This is a genomic window from Aurantibacter sp. UH7 (assembly GCF_056839165.1).
The window spans coordinates 1,559,702-1,575,008 of sequence record NZ_CM166388.1; the positions used below are offsets into that span (position 1 = coordinate 1,559,702).

Consider the following 15,307-nt stretch of genomic DNA (forward strand, 5'->3'; position numbering starts at 1 on the left):
ATTTTTAATTTTAAGAATTATATTAGACCATGCTACAAATAGATTTTAGTAATAAACGATACTTAGTTACCGGTGGTGCAGGAACAGGAGTGGGATCTGGAGTATGTGAAGCCATCGCTGCTTGTGGAGGACAAATATTACTCAATGACATAAATTTTGAGAAAGCCAAAACTGCCGCAGAAAAATACCCTAATGCTATCCCTATTCCAGGCGATGTTAGTAATCAAAAAGAAGTTGAAGGAATCTTCACCTTAATAGAAAAAGAATACGGTCCAATTCATGGGTTAATTAATAATGCTGGGGTTGGTCTTCGCAAAGAAGCACACCTTGCTGAAAAATCTGATTTCGACCATCTTTACAATATCGATGTTAAAGGTGTATGGATGATGTCAAAAGCATTCGTCAATCAATTAAAACGTAATAATATAAAAGGTCATATTGTTAATATATCTTCGGTTCATGCACATGAAACTTTAACTAAATATGCCATCTATGCTAGTGCCAAATCAGCGGTTGAAGGTCTTACCAAAGGCATGTCGATAGAATTAGGCGAGTTTGGAATACGCTGCAATGCAATAGCACCAGGTTATGTTGATTCACTACAGAATTGGGATGCAGCTGCATCTTGGACAGATGACCCAAAAGGTTTTTTCGAAGAACAACAAAATGATTATCAAAGCCTTAAACATGCTATAAATGCACGTGATTGTGGAAATACTGCAGTATTCTTACTTTCAGATTTAGCCAACTCAATTACAGGACAAACAATAATTGTGGATGCTGGTTTAACCAACTTATTGCATGCAAATAGTTTTATCCAAGATAAATAATATCATGAAAAAAAATCCATTCGAAAACGACGCCGATAGAAATTACCTTTGGGAAATGCTTGTAAATAGAGATATAAAAGCTTTTGTTCTTCAAGATTGGAAAATGGTTGAAAATGATTTTGTAACTGAAGGGTTTATGGGTATTGATGCAGGGAAAAACTACAATGTAGATAAGTGGGAGCTTAAATATCCTAATCTAGAGGCCTACAAAAACGAATGGTTATCGCAAGCTAATGACTTTTCGAAAATAGAACTAACAGAAGATAAAGAAGAAGCTTTTCATAGAGTTACCGATATGCTCGATATTGAAATAAAAGAAGGTGTTGCCTTACTCCATAAAAAATTTAGCGGCTCTTTTATTAAGAATGACGGTGAGGAGATACCTACAGATTGGCGTACATTATACCGTTGCCAAAAAATAGAAGGTACTTGGAAAATTGTCGGGTTTACTGGTTATATGCCACTAAACTTAAAATAGTTATTAATTGAAAATTATATTTATGTTACAGCATATTTTCAACTATTTTTAATAGACCATTCTTAATTTTGCTTTCTGCATTCACTTCTAAAAAACTACTTCTAGCTCTCCACGTTTCATAACCCCCTTTATCTATTTCGTGAGCAGGAGGAACGTAACCATCATAGGTGTTTGCCAGACAAATAGTAAAATAATCCTTACCCTGAAGCTCTTTTTTAAGCCACAATCCCGTTTCAGTAAATATTTCTCCACCTAAAGCACCAATAATTTGTTCTCCAATTTTTACAGCTTGTAAAGCAGCTATATGCTTATTTGGATAATCATTTAAAAGGATTTGTTCTCTTGCATACACCATAGCTATCCCATGTTCATCTATTTCAAGAGCATCAAATTTATTTTTTGCCAATATATTTTCTGCTAATTGTAATTGCTCATTATTTGGCTTTCTAATAGATAATTCTAATTCATTGTACTCAACTTTCAATTCAGGAGATTCATCCCATACCAAAGATTCAATTTGATCATAAATTACAGATGCAAGATCTTTTCCAATCATTTCGGTCTTTGCGAACTCTTCTTTTGGGAACCTGTTTGGATGTTGAAAATCCCAAGTATTTACATCAGCACCAGTACCATAACTCATAATTGGTACAAAGTCATCCCCGGCCTCAATTTGTTTCTCAAGATGTTTTGCAAAAGTGCCATAAAAGTCCGCGGTAATAGTATCTACATCCCAATCACCAGCATAATGCGAATTATAGTTCCCTAAAATAGAAATCCATTCATCATTAAGACTTTTAACAGCTAGAAAACCCACTTCAGCATCTACTGGAGCAGCAGAAGAAATAATTTGATCTTCAGCGCCAAAAGGATTAGTCTTAATCTTATCTAAATCTTTTGTAACCGGATTCTTCGCATTAAATCCATCCTTCATTAAATATCTTCTACATACTTGATATTCACCCAAACTAGTTTTACCAGAAGCAACTTTTGCTGGCTTCAATTTTTTTATGGCATCTACAACAGATTTTACGATTAAATTTGGAAGTAAATTCCTGTAATTTATATCGACAGCTCCTCCTAATAATCCGGCCACATTGCCAGCACCATGGGTATGTGTGCAAGCCAAAGTTATATTTTGTTTTTCTATTCCCGTTTTAATTTTAATTCGATTTTTAACTAAATCTAGAAAATCAGTTGGCATAATACAGATATCCACCATAACAAGCGCATATAGCATTTGTCCTTTTTTAAAAACTAGAGATTTAGAATACAATTGGTCATGAATAAATCGCGCATAGTGAGAGAAAAAATCTACTCCAATTATTGTTCCTTTCACTGGAGTGATGTTTGTTTTCGCTGCTCCGGCATAAAATATAGATGAATTTACAACTGTATTTTTCATATTTCTACTTTTAAAAGAATCAACCAATCTTTGCAGTTTTCCAATAATCGGTTCGATACCCTTTAATGGAATAATAAAGAATAAAGAGATAACAAGGTATTAGGATTAAAACCGAAATCTGTGGATTAGCACTATATGTATCTAATAAATCACCAAAAACTACAGTAACAATACCACCACCAATTAAAGACATTATCATAAAGGCTGAAGCTTTTTTTGTATGTCCTCCCAGACCACGAAGTGCTAGTCCCCAAATTGCTCCCCAAAGCATAGAAGCACTAAAGCCTAAAAAAAGCATGCAATAAGCACTATATATTCCTGTAGTGATATAGGTGCCAACCGTTAGAACAAGACCCCATATCGATGCAAATAAAAGCACATTTTGTTGCGAAACATATTTAGGTACCAATATCGAAACTAATAGATAACCAAAAAGCATAATAAACAGGGTATATGTACTAAAATGTCTAGCTGAACTCATGGGAATGTCTAAAGCTTGACAATAAATAATAATACCATCAATTGGAACTGTCTCACAAGCTCCAGCAACAAAAAGTGCTATTACGCCCATAACCAAATATGGATACTCGAAAACACTTTTTCTATCTTCTATAACTTTTCCATCTTCACCTGTTGCACTCGCCATTTCATCTACCTCAGGTAGTTTAGAGAAATAAACCAAACCGGCCACGGCAAAGAGTACAATTGAAATAATGATATATGGATTTACAATTTTTAATGCATATGCATCTAGGGCTGCAGATTTTTGTAGTTCGTTCAAGCCTTCTAAACTAGAAGATAGACTATCTGCATCCGCTAGAAAGACGCTTCCTAAAACGAATAAGCAAAATATACCCGCTACTTTATTTGCAATACCCATGTAACCGATACGCTGGGCAGCCCCTTCTATTGGCCCCATGATTGCGATATAAGGATTTGCCGCAGTTTGCACCAATGCTAAACCAGTAGCAGTAACAAAAAGACCTGCTAAGAAAAGAGGATATATTCTAGAATAAGCTGCAGGGATAAATAATAAAGTTCCTAGTGCCATAACACACATTCCCCATACCATTCCCCTTTTATAACCCGTGTGTTTCAGCACATACGCAGATGGAAGTGCCATAACGAAATAAGCAAAATAAGCGCAGAAAGCTACCAAAGTGGCCTCAAAATTACTGAGTTCCATGCAAATTTTAAAATACGGAATAAGAATACCATTTATCCAAGTAAGGAAGCCAAAAACAAAAAACAACAATCCAATAATAGCCAATGAATACCGATAAGATTTTTTATTTTGACCCATATGTATAAGTTAATAATCTATATAATTAAATACTTTATTCTCAAATATATTTTAAATACATTGGTCGAAGTAATATCTAAAATCGAATTAGTGATACTAATCCTTAATTTGATTTCAAAAGATATGAAATTGTGCTAGAAATAATAAGCCTATTATTTTTTCGTTCTAAGGTTTTAAAACGATTTTATGGATATTTTGAATTTTCTCAACGGCGACCTAATTTTTCCGCTTTTAGCCCTATTTGTAGTGGTTATCTTTTTTGTAAACAAAACTCGTGCACGTAGACGCTATAAGCGTTAAGCTTCTAGCAATTTGCACTTGAAGAATTGCTACCTTTGCTTTTTTCAAGTCATAGTATGTCAAAAATTAGAATAACAAAAGAATTTACATTTGAAACGGGCCATGCTCTCTATGGATACGATGGCAAATGTAAAAATGTACACGGTCATAGTTACCAACTTTCTGTAACCGTAATAGGTGAGCCCATAACAGACACTTCACATGTTAAACTGGGTATGGTCATTGATTTTGGCGATTTAAAAAAAATCGTCAAAGAAGAAATCGTTGACCCATTTGATCATGCCACTGTATTCAATAAAAACACACCGCATATTGAATTAGCTAAGGAATTAAGTGACCGAGGACACAATGTCATCTTAGCTGATTATCAACCAACAAGCGAAAATATGGTTATTGATTTTGCAAAAAAAATTAAAGCTAGACTTGCAAGTCCTATTCAACTCCACTCTTTAAAATTACGTGAAACTGGCACTGCCTTTGCCGAATGGTATGCAGAAGACAATTAAGGTCATCGGTTTTGTTATCTTTATAGCCTAGATGAAAAAAATTTCAGTTCCGACAGGCAAAAAAGTCTATTTTGCTAGTGATAATCACTTAGGAGCTCCTACTATGGAGCAAAGTCGCCCTCGTGAGAAAAAATTCGTTACTTGGCTCGATGAAATCAAACACGACGCAGCTGCCATATTTCTTTTGGGTGATCTTTTCGATTTCTGGATGGAATATAAAACAGTTGTACCTAAAGGTTTTACGCGAACTCTAGGTAAACTAGCTGAAATTTCAGATTCAGGAATACCTATTATTTATTTTGTTGGTAATCATGATTTATGGATGAATGGCTATTTTGAAGAAGAACTCAATATTCCCGTTTTTCATAAGCCACAAGAATATCTTTTAAATGATACTTCATTCTTCATTGGCCATGGTGATGGATTAGGGCCTGGTGACAAAGGCTACAAACGCATGAAGAAAGTATTTACGCATCCCTTATCAAAATGGTTTTACAGGTGGTTACATCCAGATTGGGGTGTTCGTTTGGCACAATACTTATCTGTAAAAAATAAATTAATCTCTGGTGATGAAGATGTTCATTTTCTTGGGGAAGACAAAGAATGGTTAGTGAGTTATGCAAAGCGTAAATTAGAATCGCAACATTACGACCACTTTGTTTTTGGTCATCGCCACCTTCCTTTGGAAATTGATTTAAATGGAAAATCGAAATATACCAATCTAGGCGACTGGATTTCGTACTGCACTTACGCAGTTTTTGATGGTGCAGAACTCTCTCTGAAAATATTTGAAGAATAAACACCATTCTTAACTTACCAACTCAATGGTCTGTTATATCCAAAACGAATTCGACAACTTGCTGAATTTCAACAGTCAAAAAAATTAAACTGACTATTCAGTTTGTATAAAATAAAGACCTTGCAGATAGTCCAAAAAGCTAATGTTTAATTTCACTCCTTATTTAGCATTCAAAAGCCTAACAAAGACATTCTAATTCCATTTTTAAGAAAGAAAACTACCCTAGCTGTTTTGTTCGTGCTCTTCCACATCTTTAGTTAAATCGAGCTTTCTAAATGTTGGTGATACAATAGCTGTTAAGCCAACAGTAAATAATGTCATTGTACCACCAAAAACAACCGCTGTCACCGTTCCCATTAATTTTGCGGTTAATCCACTTTCAAAAGCCCCTAACTCATTAGAAGACCCAACAAACATCGAATTTACCGAGGCGACTCGCCCACGCATATGATCTGGTGTTTTTAATTGAAGAATTGTTTGGCGAATAACCATTGAAATACCATCAACAGCACCGCTTAAAAATAAAGCTGCTACGGATATCCAAAATAAAGTACTTAGTCCAAAGACTATCATACAAATTCCGAAGGCAAATATTGATATTAATAATTTTTTTCCAGCGAACTTATGAATCGGAAAACGGGTAGATCCAATCATTGTTATCGCTGCCCCTACTGCTGGTGCAGCCCGCAATACTCCAAAGCCTTGCGATCCTACATGCAATATATCTTGCGCAAAAATTGGCAACAAGGCCACCGCACCACCAAAAAGTACGGCAACCATATCTAAAGTTAAGGCACCTAAAATTGCTTTGTTACTAAATACAAATTGTAAGCCTTCACGTAAACTTTGAAATATAGGCTCTCCAATTTTCGGATTTAAGATTGGCTTTTTTGATATTCTTAAAATACAAAGTAAGGCCACTATAGAAAATCCGAAAATGACACACATAGACCAATGTACACCCATCCAACTAATTGAAAAACCTGCTAATGCTGGACCTAAAACGGCAGCCATTTGCCGAGTAGTACTACTCCATGTTACTGCATTTGGGTATATATTTTTAGGAACAATTAAGGCAGTTAAAGAAAATATAGTAGGGCCGACATAAGCACGAACAAGTCCCCCTAAAAACACTAAAAAGTAAATACTATATAAAAGGGTCGTGGTGGTAAATTCTTTTAAAATACTTGGTGCACTCAAAACAAATAAGCCAAAACTAACCACCGAAAAACCGATAACACATTTAATAAGTAGATTTCGTTTTTCATTTTGATCTACAAAATGTCCTGCGAATAAGGCCATAGAAACAGCGGGGATAACTTCCATAAGGCCAATTATTCCTAAAGACAAGGGGTCTTTAGTCATCGTATACACTTGCCATTCAATAACTATAAACTGCATGGACCAAGCAAATACCATAGCAAAACGAGCAAACAAAAAGATATTAAACTCTTTAAATCGTAATGCCGCGTATGGATCCATCAACGAATATCTCTAAGTTTCAATTGCAAACTCACATTGCCTTGCCATTCATTTTCATCCAAAGAAAAAACAGCATCAAACGTATTCTTATTTTTTACTATTGCAAGCTTCTCACCTAAATTAAAACCGATAGCACCTATTGGTATACTACCATTTTGAGTAGCGGATAGTTTTAAATGTTTCTCTTCTTGACCCACACCTTTTGCATAACCGGTATCTCTTAAATTTTCAGCCATGAAAACCGGGGTCATATTACCAGGTCCAAATGGTGCAAATTGTTTGAGTATTCGCATCAATTTAGGGGTAATCTGTTTTAACTCAATTTTAGTAGCCACCCAAATTTCAGGTATCAACAAACTGGGATCGATTGTTTCAGAAACCACTTTTTCAAATTGTTTTTTAAAATTCTCATATTCCGATTCCATTAGTGTTAAACCAGCTGCATATTTATGACCTCCAAATTGCTCAATATAATCAGCACAGCCCATTAATGCGTTATAAACATCGAATCCTTTAACAGATCTCGCCGAAGCAGCAAGTTTTTCACCACTTTTGGTAAAAACTAATGTTGGTCTGTAAAAGGTTTCAGTTAGTCGAGATGCCACAATACCAATTACTCCTTTATGCCAAGCCTCATTATAAACGACAGTGGTGAAACCCTCCTTTTCATCATTGACTTCAATTTGTGATAATGCCTCTTTAGTTATTTCTTGATCTAATTCTCTACGATCATGATTATACTTCTCTATTTCAGCAGCAAACTTGGTCGCTAGTTCCAAATTAGTTTCACTTAATAAATTCACGGCATGTTGCCCATGTTTCATTCGCCCAGCTGCATTAATTCGAGGTGCAATTATGAAAACTACATCTGTAATAGTGAGCGTTGTTTTTTTTGTTTGATTAATGATTGCCTTAAAACCAATTCTTGGATTGGAATTTATAACTTGAAGACCATGATATGCTAAAACGCGATTCTCTCCAGTCATAGGCACAATATCAGCTCCAATGGCAGTAGCTACTAAATCTAAATACGGAATTAAATCATGAATTGTTTCTCCGTCTTTAGAACCTAAAGCCTGTATCAACTTAAATCCTACACCACAACCACACAGTTCATCGTACGGGTAATTGCAATCTTCCCTTTTTGGATCTAAAACTGCAATTGCATCCGGTAATTGATTGCCAGGTCTATGGTGATCACAAATTATAAAATCAATATTTTTTTCTTTAGCGTAAGCTACTTTATCGATAGCTTTTACTCCACAATCTAAGGCGATTATTAATGAAAAATCGTTGTCTTCAGCAAAATCAATTCCCTGAAAAGAAACGCCATATCCTTCAGCATATCGGTCTGGAATATAGGTGGCTACATTCGGGTAAAAGCTTAATAAATAAGATGAAACTAGCGCAACCGCAGTAGTGCCATCAACATCATAATCACCAAAAACAAGTATATTCTCATCATTTGCGATTGCCTTTTCTATGCGTTCCACAGCAATGTCCATGTCTTTCATTAAAAAAGGGTCATGCAAATCTGATAATTGCGGTCTAAAAAAGTTTTTTGCTTCTTCGTAAGTTGTTATTCCTCTTTGCAATAGTAATTGCGCTACTAAACCATCAACATTTAGCGAATTCGCCAAAGAATCAATTTGTTCTTGTTCTGGTTTAGGCTGTATACTCCAACGCATAGTTTATAAAAGTTCAAGTACTAAGAGATTATGTTTACTTATGATGAAAAACAGTCTTTATATCTAGTTTTGCAAATTTTCGAAACATCTCCATCACTCCACAATATTTTTCTACTGATAAATCAACCGCTCTTTGTAGTTTTTTTTCATTCAGATTTGCTCCGTGAAAATGGTATTCCACTATTACCTCGTCATAATGCTTAGGATCTTCATCTGTAAGATTAGCGATTGTATCTATTTGGAATTCATCAACCTCTAACTTCATTTTTTTTATTAACGACGCAACATCCAAACCAGAGCAACCTGCCAAAGCAGATAACATTAAAGATTTTGGTCGTAAACCAACACTACCTTCTGCATTATCAATCATTAATGTGTTGCCAGAAGTATTAGTGCTTTCAAAAGCCATTTCTCCTAACCATTTGGTAGTTATATGATTTGTTGCTCCCATAATTTTCAATTTTAGTTTAATGTACAAAAGTAATATAAACTATTCTGGCAAGCTTCAATATTAGGTTTGGCTTATGATTTAAAGCAGTGTGTAATTTACAAAAGTGAATTCACCATTTTTTGCAATTCTGGCACCACAATTTCCTCAAACCATGGGTTTTTCTTCAACCAAAAGCGATTTCTAGGAGAAGGATGTGGTAATGGAAAGTATATTGGCAAATACCTATGATAAGCCTTCACTGTTTCTGTTAGGTTTTTTTCCATTTCCTTTTTCAAATAATACTTTTGAGCATAGGAACCTATAAGTATAATGAGTTCTATATTTGGCATACTATCCCAAAGCTGTTGATGCCATAAAGGAGCGCATTCTTTTCGTGGTGGTAAATCACCCCCTTTACCTTTTCCCGGATAACAAAAACCCATAGGAACGAGCGCTACTTTTTTTTCATTATAAAAATCTTCGTCAGAAACACCCATCCATTTTCGCAATTGCTTACCACTAGGGTCATCCCATGGTATTCCCGTTGCATGCACTTTAGTCCCGGGTGCTTGACCAATAATTATAATTTTTGCCTCTTTATGCGCAGCAACAATAGGCCTTGGACCTAAAGGCAAATGTGCAGAACACACTTCACATTTTTTAATTTCCGAAAGCAGCTTTTCCATTCTTATAAGTTACTTCTTCTGAAGCGCTATTCCCGAAAAAATCAATCCATTAAAACCTGAAACCATAAAATTTCGGATGTTTTGATGGTCATCACCTTCTGGAGAACTTAAAACATCACGATAATATTGGCCAAAACAAGCTAATGTCTCAGACTTTGACAAACCCTCTAATTTTGCAAAAGCAAACAATTTACAGGACCCTGAATTCTGCCCACTTTCATTATTTACAGCACCATTTACAAATGCTGTTGGCGTAAAAATATAATTATTCTCAATTACCTCAATGGTCTCAGAAAACTCGACATTCTCTGGTGACTCTTTTAATTTTATTTTGAAAGATGTTATGCTCATACCTTTATTTTTTTCCAGCTACGACTATTACAATTTCCCCTTTAGGAGGGTTGTCTGTATAGTGCTTTAAAACTTCAATAGCAGTCCCTCGAATGGTTTCTTCGTATAATTTAGTTAACTCTCGTGATACAGAAACCTTTCTATCTTCTCCTAAATACTCTGCAAAATTTGTAAGTGTTTTTAATAATTTATGTGGTGACTCATAGAAAATCATTGTTCTAGTTTCTTCGGTAAGAAATTTTAATCTTGTTTGCCTACCCTTTTTTACAGGCAAAAAACCTTCAAAAACGAACTTATCGTTTGGTAAACCACTATTAACTAAAGCCGGAACAAAGGCAGTAGCACCAGGAAGGCAGTCTACTTCAATATCATTTTCAACACAAGCTCTAGTTAACAAAAAACCTGGATCGGAAATAGCTGGAGTACCAGCATCAGAAATTAAGGCAATGGTTTCGCCTGCTAGTAGTTTTTTAATTAATCGGTCAACCATTTTATGCTCATTATGCATATGATGGCTCTGCATCTGCGTTGCAATTTCAAAATGTTGCAATAGTCTACCACTTGTTCGGGTATCTTCCGCCAAAATTAGATCTACCTCTTTCAAGACGCGTATCGCCCTTAAGGTCATATCTTCTAAATTACCAATTGGTGTTGGCACCAAATATAGTTTGCCCATAAAACAAAAATAAAAAACCGAAAGCTGACACATCAACTTTCGGTTACATTTAGTTCAAAAAAAGCGTTTTAAGCAAATTTATGCTCAATTAATGCCATTAATCGCTCTTCGTATTCCTCTTTACCCAACCAATTATTATATTCAGGTTTAACCATATTTTTTAGAAAAGAAATAGAACGTTCTTCTGTTTCAATAGTTGCCAATTGGGACATAACACGTTGATAATCCTCCGTATTTCCATCAAACAAATGCTTCACAAAAGCGAGTCGATCATTTAAACCAACTTTAATATCCTTTTGTAATTTGTCGTTTAATGAAAGTGTTTTGGTTTTAGTTTCTAAGTTTTTAGCTTCTGGCTCAAAGATTTCTTTATCATTCTTCATTAATTGAGGTTTTCCTAAAAAGTCAGCCAGAACTTCATCTACAGATTCATCGCTAGGCATCTCAGAAACCATGTTCTTAATGGTATCCATTCCTTTATGATTGATTATATCATCTTCATGTGGATTACTTTCGGGCACAGAAGTATTTTCTCTTAAAACAGCATTTGCCATTTCTTCAAATTTAGCAGCAATAACATTTTTAGAAACATCAACTTGTATATCGCTAAGCTTCTCATCAATGAATTTTAATACCGCCAATTTCTCGTAGAGCTCTTTTGCTGCATCATACATCGGAGCTATGTCTGTCATATCTCTCGATGTGATAATTTCAGTAGATAATTTTCTTAGCTCTTCCTTCAATTTTTTCTTCATAGCTTTTATTTTATATCACTGCAAAAGGTGTACCTTTTTTACTAATTTTAGATTCAATTAAAACTACAACGGAAAACACCTTATTTTCGTCTAAAATTACAAAATGTTTCTCGAAAATACAGTTAACCATAAAGAACAATTTGGATGGATAGAGGTCATCTGTGGTTCAATGTTCTCGGGCAAGACTGAAGAACTCATCAGAAGACTTAAAAGAGCACAATTTGCAAAACAAAAAGTTGAGATATTTAAACCTATGGTCGATACAAGGTATCATGAAGAAATGGTAGTCTCACATGATGCAAATGAAATTCGGTCGACTCCTGTTCCAGCAGCTGCAAATATTAGGATACTAGCAGATGGCTGCGATGTAGTCGCCATTGATGAAGCTCAGTTTTTTGATGATGAAATTATTTCGGTTTGCAACGATTTAGCCAATAGAGGTGTGCGTGTTATAGTTGCTGGGCTAGATATGGATTTTAAAGGAAATCCTTTTGGACCAATGCCTGCGCTTATGGCAACAGCCGAATATGTAACCAAAGTTCATGCTATATGCACGCGTACAGGCAATTTAGCGAATTATAGTTATAGAACATCTAAAGATGATAATCTTGTACTTTTAGGTGAAACGGGGGAATATGAACCATTAAGCAGAGGAGCATATTATAAAGCTATGTTGAAAGAAAAAGTAAAAACTATACAAGTAGAAACTGAAGAAGTAAATGCTAAAAAAGGGGCTGCCAATGGCAAATAATTCTGAAACAATTCTAGAAATTGATTTATCAGCGCTTGAACACAATTTCAATTTTTTAAAATCTAAAATACTACCATCAACAAAATTTTTAGCTGTTGCAAAAGCATATGCTTATGGAAGTGATGCTATTCATATTGCTAAAAAGCTAGAGACCTTAAACGTTGATTATTTTGCTGTAGCCTATGTTAATGAAGGAGTTCAATTGCGTGATGCTGGAATAAAAACTCCTATTTTAGTATTACACCCCCAACTATCAAATTTTGAAATTTTAATACAAAAAAATTTAGAACCTAATCTATATTCTCAAAGAATTCTCGAAATATTCTTAAAAACGGTATCAGAAAAAAGTATTAAGAATTATCCGGTTCATCTAAAATTTAATACGGGACTAAACAGGCTTGGTTTTAATAAACAGGATATTGATTTAATTGCAACGACTTTAGAAAATAGAGATGAGCTAGAAATAGTTTCCATATTTTCTCATTTAGCCGCATCAGAAGATTTGAATGAAAAATATTTCACCTTAAATCAAATTGAATCTTTTGAAAAAATAAGTGAAGAATTTAACCAAAAAATTGATTTTAAGCCATTTAAACATATTCTAAACACATCGGGTATTATTAATTATCCACAGGCACAATTAGGTATGGTTAGAAGTGGAATTGGAATATACGGCTATGGAAATACTGCTGAAATCGATCGTCAACTTCAACCTGTAGTTACTTTGAAATCAGCTATTTCACAAATTCATAGTATAGAACCAAATGAAAGTGTTGGTTATAATCGCAAACACGTTTCTAATAAAAGACAAAAAATTGCAACGCTGCCCATAGGGCATGCCGATGGAATTGGTCGCCAATATGGTAATGGCAACACGTATGTTTTAGTAAATGGAAAAAAAGCTATTATAGTTGGTAATGTTTGTATGGACATGATTATGATAGATATTAGTGATATTGAATGCAAAGAAGGTGACCAAGTAATAATTTTTGGAAAATCCTTATCTGCAGAAGAATTTTCATCTACGGCCAGTACTATTTCCTATGAATTAATTACGGGAATTTCGCAACGAGTAAAACGTGTTATCGTAAAATAAATAATTAAATTAACATTTTGTTATGAGAGTTATTTTTCACTAACTTGCAATACACTAATTATTAACACATTTAAACACTAAAAAATGTTAAAAGAATTTAAAGATTTTATTATGACCGGCAACGTTATTGACTTTGCCGTTGCAGTAATCATGGCAACCGCATTGGGTGCTGTAATTACGGGGTTCGTTAACAATATTGTTATGCCATTTGTAGGCCATTTTGCAGGCGGTGTAGATTTCGCTGACAAGAAAATTGTACTTGATGAAGCTGTTGTAGATGCAGCTGGCGTAGTAACATCTCCTGAGAATGCTATTATGTGGGGTTCATGGATAAACACAATAATCAATTTAATTGTCGTTGGATTCATCATGTTCTTAATCGTAAAAGCATATAACAAAACTAAAACTCCACCGGAAGAGGCTGCTCCAGCAGGTCCTACGGCTGAAGAGCTTTTAGCTGAGATAAGAGATTCATTGAAAAAATAAAATACTATCTTGTTTTAAACAAGGCGAATATTTTTATATCAAATTAACCAACCAACCGTCATTCATTTAATTATGATTGGCGGTTTTTTTATGCACTTTGATTATTTAAAATTTGTATTGTTGTATTTAAAACATTTTGTTATATAAATATATATTTCGATATTTAATCTTGTCAGCCTTGTTCTGTTGAACTACATTTGCCCTTCAAATTAAATTAGAATGAAAATAGCAGTTGTTGGTGCCACCGGAATGGTTGGCGAAGTAATGTTAAAAGTTTTAGCTGAACGTAATTTTCCTATAACGGAATTACTTTTAGTAGCCTCCGAACGTTCGGTAGGTAAAAAACTAACCTATAAAGGCGAAGAATTTTCTATAATTGGTTTAGCTGATGCAGTCACCGCTAAACCAGACATCGCAATTTTTTCTGCTGGTGGAGATACATCACTAGAATGGGCTCCAAAGTTTGCCGAAGCTGGTACAACGGTAATTGATAATTCTTCCGCTTGGCGAATGGATCCAGCTAAAAAATTGGTAGTTCCTGAGATTAATGCAGATGAACTTACAGTTGATGACAAAATTATCGCGAATCCAAATTGCTCAACTATTCAATTAGTAATGGCTTTAGCACCTTTACATGATAAATATAAAATGAAACGTGTAGTTATCTCTACATACCAATCAGTTTCTGGTACCGGTATTAAAGCCGTACGCCAATTAGAAAATGAAATAGCTGGTATTGATGGAGAAATGGCATACCCTTATCCTATTGGAAGAAACGCATTACCACATTGCGATGTTTTTCTTGAAAATGGGTATACCAAAGAGGAAATGAAATTAGCACGTGAGCCGCAAAAAATATTGAATGATCGTACTTTTTCAATTAGTGCTACTGCAGTACGAATTCCAACTGCAGGCGGACACTCAGAATCTGTAAATGTTGAGTTTTACAATGATTTTGAGTTAAATGAAGTTCGTCAAATTTTAAATGGAACTACTGGTGTTACCGTACAAGATAACCCAGATACAAATACTTATCCGATGCCTATATATGCACATGATAAAGATGAAGTATTTGTAGGTAGAATTAGACGTGATGAAACTCAACAGAACACTTTGAATATGTGGATTGTAGCTGATAATTTAAGAAAAGGAGCAGCAACAAACGCTGTTCAAATAGCTGAATATTTAGTAGCGAATGAGCTAGTTTAAAAAAGTAATGATTTTGTTAAAACCTTCAAAATGGTCTCATTTTGAAGGTTTTTTTATGGTACTTTGCCACATTCTC

At 34.7% G+C, this 15,307-nt stretch carries 17 protein-coding genes; 8 read left to right on the forward strand and 9 right to left on the reverse strand.

Annotated elements, in window-relative coordinates; genetic code table 11:
• Positions 1–29 precede the first annotated feature (29 nt).
• Both UH7x_RS06695 and UH7x_RS06700 read left to right on the forward strand, forming a co-directional pair.
• Positions 30–830 (forward strand): SDR family NAD(P)-dependent oxidoreductase, encoded by an 801-nt coding sequence (locus UH7x_RS06695; protein WP_482362947.1) that lies wholly within the window; start codon positions 30–32, stop codon positions 828–830.
• Between the two features lie 4 nt (positions 831–834).
• Positions 835–1,308 carry a hypothetical protein gene (locus UH7x_RS06700; RefSeq protein WP_482362948.1) on the forward strand — a complete coding sequence of 158 codons (474 nt, stop codon included), beginning with the start codon at positions 835–837 and terminating at the stop codon, positions 1,306–1,308.
• Between the two features lie 25 nt (positions 1,309–1,333).
• Here the strand turns inward: UH7x_RS06700 and UH7x_RS06705 are convergent, their stop codons facing one another.
• Complete coding sequence (locus UH7x_RS06705; protein WP_482362949.1) at positions 1,334–2,713, reverse strand: hypothetical protein; 1,380 nt, start codon at positions 2,711–2,713, stop codon at positions 1,334–1,336.
• A gap of 19 nt (positions 2,714–2,732) precedes the next feature.
• Positions 2,733–4,016 (reverse strand): sugar MFS transporter, encoded by a 1,284-nt coding sequence (locus UH7x_RS06710; protein WP_482362950.1) that lies wholly within the window; start codon positions 4,014–4,016, stop codon positions 2,733–2,735.
• A 356-nt stretch (positions 4,017–4,372) separates the two neighbouring features.
• Here UH7x_RS06710 and UH7x_RS06715 point away from each other — a divergent pair, with 356 nt between their 5' ends.
• Both UH7x_RS06715 and UH7x_RS06720 read left to right on the forward strand, forming a co-directional pair.
• Positions 4,373–4,822 carry a 6-pyruvoyl trahydropterin synthase family protein gene (locus UH7x_RS06715; protein ID WP_482362951.1) on the forward strand — a complete coding sequence of 150 codons (450 nt, stop codon included), beginning with the start codon at positions 4,373–4,375 and terminating at the stop codon, positions 4,820–4,822.
• 31 nt (positions 4,823–4,853) lie between these two features.
• The gene (locus UH7x_RS06720) at positions 4,854–5,621 is read left to right on the forward strand and encodes a UDP-2,3-diacylglucosamine diphosphatase (RefSeq protein ID WP_482362952.1); all 768 of its coding nucleotides are present in this window, start codon (positions 4,854–4,856) and stop codon (positions 5,619–5,621) included.
• Between the two features lie 222 nt (positions 5,622–5,843).
• On the opposite strand, the gene UH7x_RS06725 is transcribed toward UH7x_RS06720, so the two are convergent.
• The 7 genes from UH7x_RS06725 to UH7x_RS06755 all read right to left on the reverse strand — a co-directional run bounded on the left by UH7x_RS06725 (position 5,844) and on the right by UH7x_RS06755 (position 11,689).
• A complete protein-coding gene (locus UH7x_RS06725; protein ID WP_482362953.1) occupies positions 5,844–7,103 on the reverse strand; it encodes an MFS transporter in 1,260 nt (419 codons plus the stop codon).
• Positions 7,103–8,791 (reverse strand): single-stranded-DNA-specific exonuclease RecJ, encoded by a 1,689-nt coding sequence (recJ, locus tag UH7x_RS06730; protein ID WP_482362954.1) that lies wholly within the window; start codon positions 8,789–8,791, stop codon positions 7,103–7,105. The genes UH7x_RS06725 and recJ overlap by 1 nt, the downstream gene beginning before the upstream one ends.
• 34 nt (positions 8,792–8,825) lie before the next feature.
• On the reverse strand, positions 8,826–9,242 hold the full coding sequence (locus tag UH7x_RS06735; RefSeq protein ID WP_482362955.1) for an OsmC family protein: 417 nt from the start codon (positions 9,240–9,242) through the stop codon (positions 8,826–8,828).
• A 95-nt stretch (positions 9,243–9,337) separates the two neighbouring features.
• Positions 9,338–9,907, reverse strand: a complete 570-nt coding sequence (locus tag UH7x_RS06740; protein ID WP_482362956.1) for a uracil-DNA glycosylase family protein — start codon at positions 9,905–9,907, stop codon at positions 9,338–9,340.
• Between the two features lie 9 nt (positions 9,908–9,916).
• A complete protein-coding gene (locus UH7x_RS06745) occupies positions 9,917–10,258 on the reverse strand; it encodes a HopJ type III effector protein (RefSeq protein ID WP_482362957.1) in 342 nt (113 codons plus the stop codon).
• 4 nt (positions 10,259–10,262) lie between these two features.
• A complete protein-coding gene (gene rsmI, locus UH7x_RS06750; protein ID WP_482362958.1) occupies positions 10,263–10,934 on the reverse strand; it encodes a 16S rRNA (cytidine(1402)-2'-O)-methyltransferase in 672 nt (223 codons plus the stop codon).
• Positions 10,935–11,002: 68 nt separating this feature from the next.
• Positions 11,003–11,689 (reverse strand): hypothetical protein, encoded by a 687-nt coding sequence (locus UH7x_RS06755; RefSeq protein ID WP_482362959.1) that lies wholly within the window; start codon positions 11,687–11,689, stop codon positions 11,003–11,005.
• Between the two features lie 103 nt (positions 11,690–11,792).
• On the opposite strand from UH7x_RS06755, the gene UH7x_RS06760 reads away from it, so the two are divergent.
• The 4 genes from UH7x_RS06760 (at position 11,793) to UH7x_RS06775 (ending at position 15,231) form a co-directional block, all read left to right on the forward strand.
• Positions 11,793–12,440 carry a thymidine kinase gene (locus tag UH7x_RS06760; RefSeq protein WP_482362960.1) on the forward strand — a complete coding sequence of 216 codons (648 nt, stop codon included), beginning with the start codon at positions 11,793–11,795 and terminating at the stop codon, positions 12,438–12,440.
• A complete protein-coding gene (gene alr, locus UH7x_RS06765) occupies positions 12,430–13,536 on the forward strand; it encodes an alanine racemase (RefSeq protein ID WP_482362961.1) in 1,107 nt (368 codons plus the stop codon). Before UH7x_RS06760 ends, alr begins: the two co-directional genes overlap by 11 nt.
• 84 nt (positions 13,537–13,620) lie before the next feature.
• Positions 13,621–14,022, forward strand: coding sequence for a large conductance mechanosensitive channel protein MscL (gene mscL / locus UH7x_RS06770; RefSeq protein ID WP_482362962.1), 402 nt, complete (start codon positions 13,621–13,623; stop codon positions 14,020–14,022).
• Between the two features lie 219 nt (positions 14,023–14,241).
• On the forward strand, positions 14,242–15,231 hold the full coding sequence (locus UH7x_RS06775; RefSeq protein ID WP_482362963.1) for an aspartate-semialdehyde dehydrogenase: 990 nt from the start codon (positions 14,242–14,244) through the stop codon (positions 15,229–15,231).
• Positions 15,232–15,307 lie beyond the last annotated feature (76 nt).

Excerpts from the sequence above, each read along its gene's own strand:
- UH7x_RS06705 (WP_482362949.1), bottom strand. The coding sequence starts at position 2,713 with ATGAAAAATACAGTTGTAAATTCATCTATATTTTATGCCGGAGCAGCG.
- UH7x_RS06725 (WP_482362953.1), bottom strand. The coding sequence starts at position 7,103 with ATGGATCCATACGCGGCATTACGATTTAAAGAGTTTAATATCTTTTTG.
- UH7x_RS06710 (WP_482362950.1), bottom strand. The coding sequence starts at position 4,016 with ATGGGTCAAAATAAAAAATCTTATCGGTATTCATTGGCTATTATTGGA.
- UH7x_RS06755 (WP_482362959.1), bottom strand. The coding sequence starts at position 11,689 with ATGAAGAAAAAATTGAAGGAAGAGCTAAGAAAATTATCTACTGAAATT.
- UH7x_RS06720 (WP_482362952.1), top strand. The coding sequence starts at position 4,854 with ATGAAAAAAATTTCAGTTCCGACAGGCAAAAAAGTCTATTTTGCTAGT.
- UH7x_RS06700 (WP_482362948.1), top strand. The coding sequence starts at position 835 with ATGAAAAAAAATCCATTCGAAAACGACGCCGATAGAAATTACCTTTGG.
- mscL (WP_482362962.1), top strand. The coding sequence starts at position 13,621 with ATGTTAAAAGAATTTAAAGATTTTATTATGACCGGCAACGTTATTGAC.
- recJ (WP_482362954.1), bottom strand. The coding sequence starts at position 8,791 with ATGCGTTGGAGTATACAGCCTAAACCAGAACAAGAACAAATTGATTCT.
- UH7x_RS06695 (WP_482362947.1), top strand. The coding sequence starts at position 30 with ATGCTACAAATAGATTTTAGTAATAAACGATACTTAGTTACCGGTGGT.
- UH7x_RS06735 (WP_482362955.1), bottom strand. The coding sequence starts at position 9,242 with ATGGGAGCAACAAATCATATAACTACCAAATGGTTAGGAGAAATGGCT.
- UH7x_RS06740 (WP_482362956.1), bottom strand. The coding sequence starts at position 9,907 with ATGGAAAAGCTGCTTTCGGAAATTAAAAAATGTGAAGTGTGTTCTGCA.
- UH7x_RS06775 (WP_482362963.1), top strand. The coding sequence starts at position 14,242 with ATGAAAATAGCAGTTGTTGGTGCCACCGGAATGGTTGGCGAAGTAATG.
- rsmI (WP_482362958.1), bottom strand. The coding sequence starts at position 10,934 with ATGGGCAAACTATATTTGGTGCCAACACCAATTGGTAATTTAGAAGAT.
- UH7x_RS06745 (WP_482362957.1), bottom strand. The coding sequence starts at position 10,258 with ATGAGCATAACATCTTTCAAAATAAAATTAAAAGAGTCACCAGAGAAT.
- UH7x_RS06760 (WP_482362960.1), top strand. The coding sequence starts at position 11,793 with ATGTTTCTCGAAAATACAGTTAACCATAAAGAACAATTTGGATGGATA.
- UH7x_RS06715 (WP_482362951.1), top strand. The coding sequence starts at position 4,373 with ATGTCAAAAATTAGAATAACAAAAGAATTTACATTTGAAACGGGCCAT.
- alr (WP_482362961.1), top strand. The coding sequence starts at position 12,430 with ATGGCAAATAATTCTGAAACAATTCTAGAAATTGATTTATCAGCGCTT.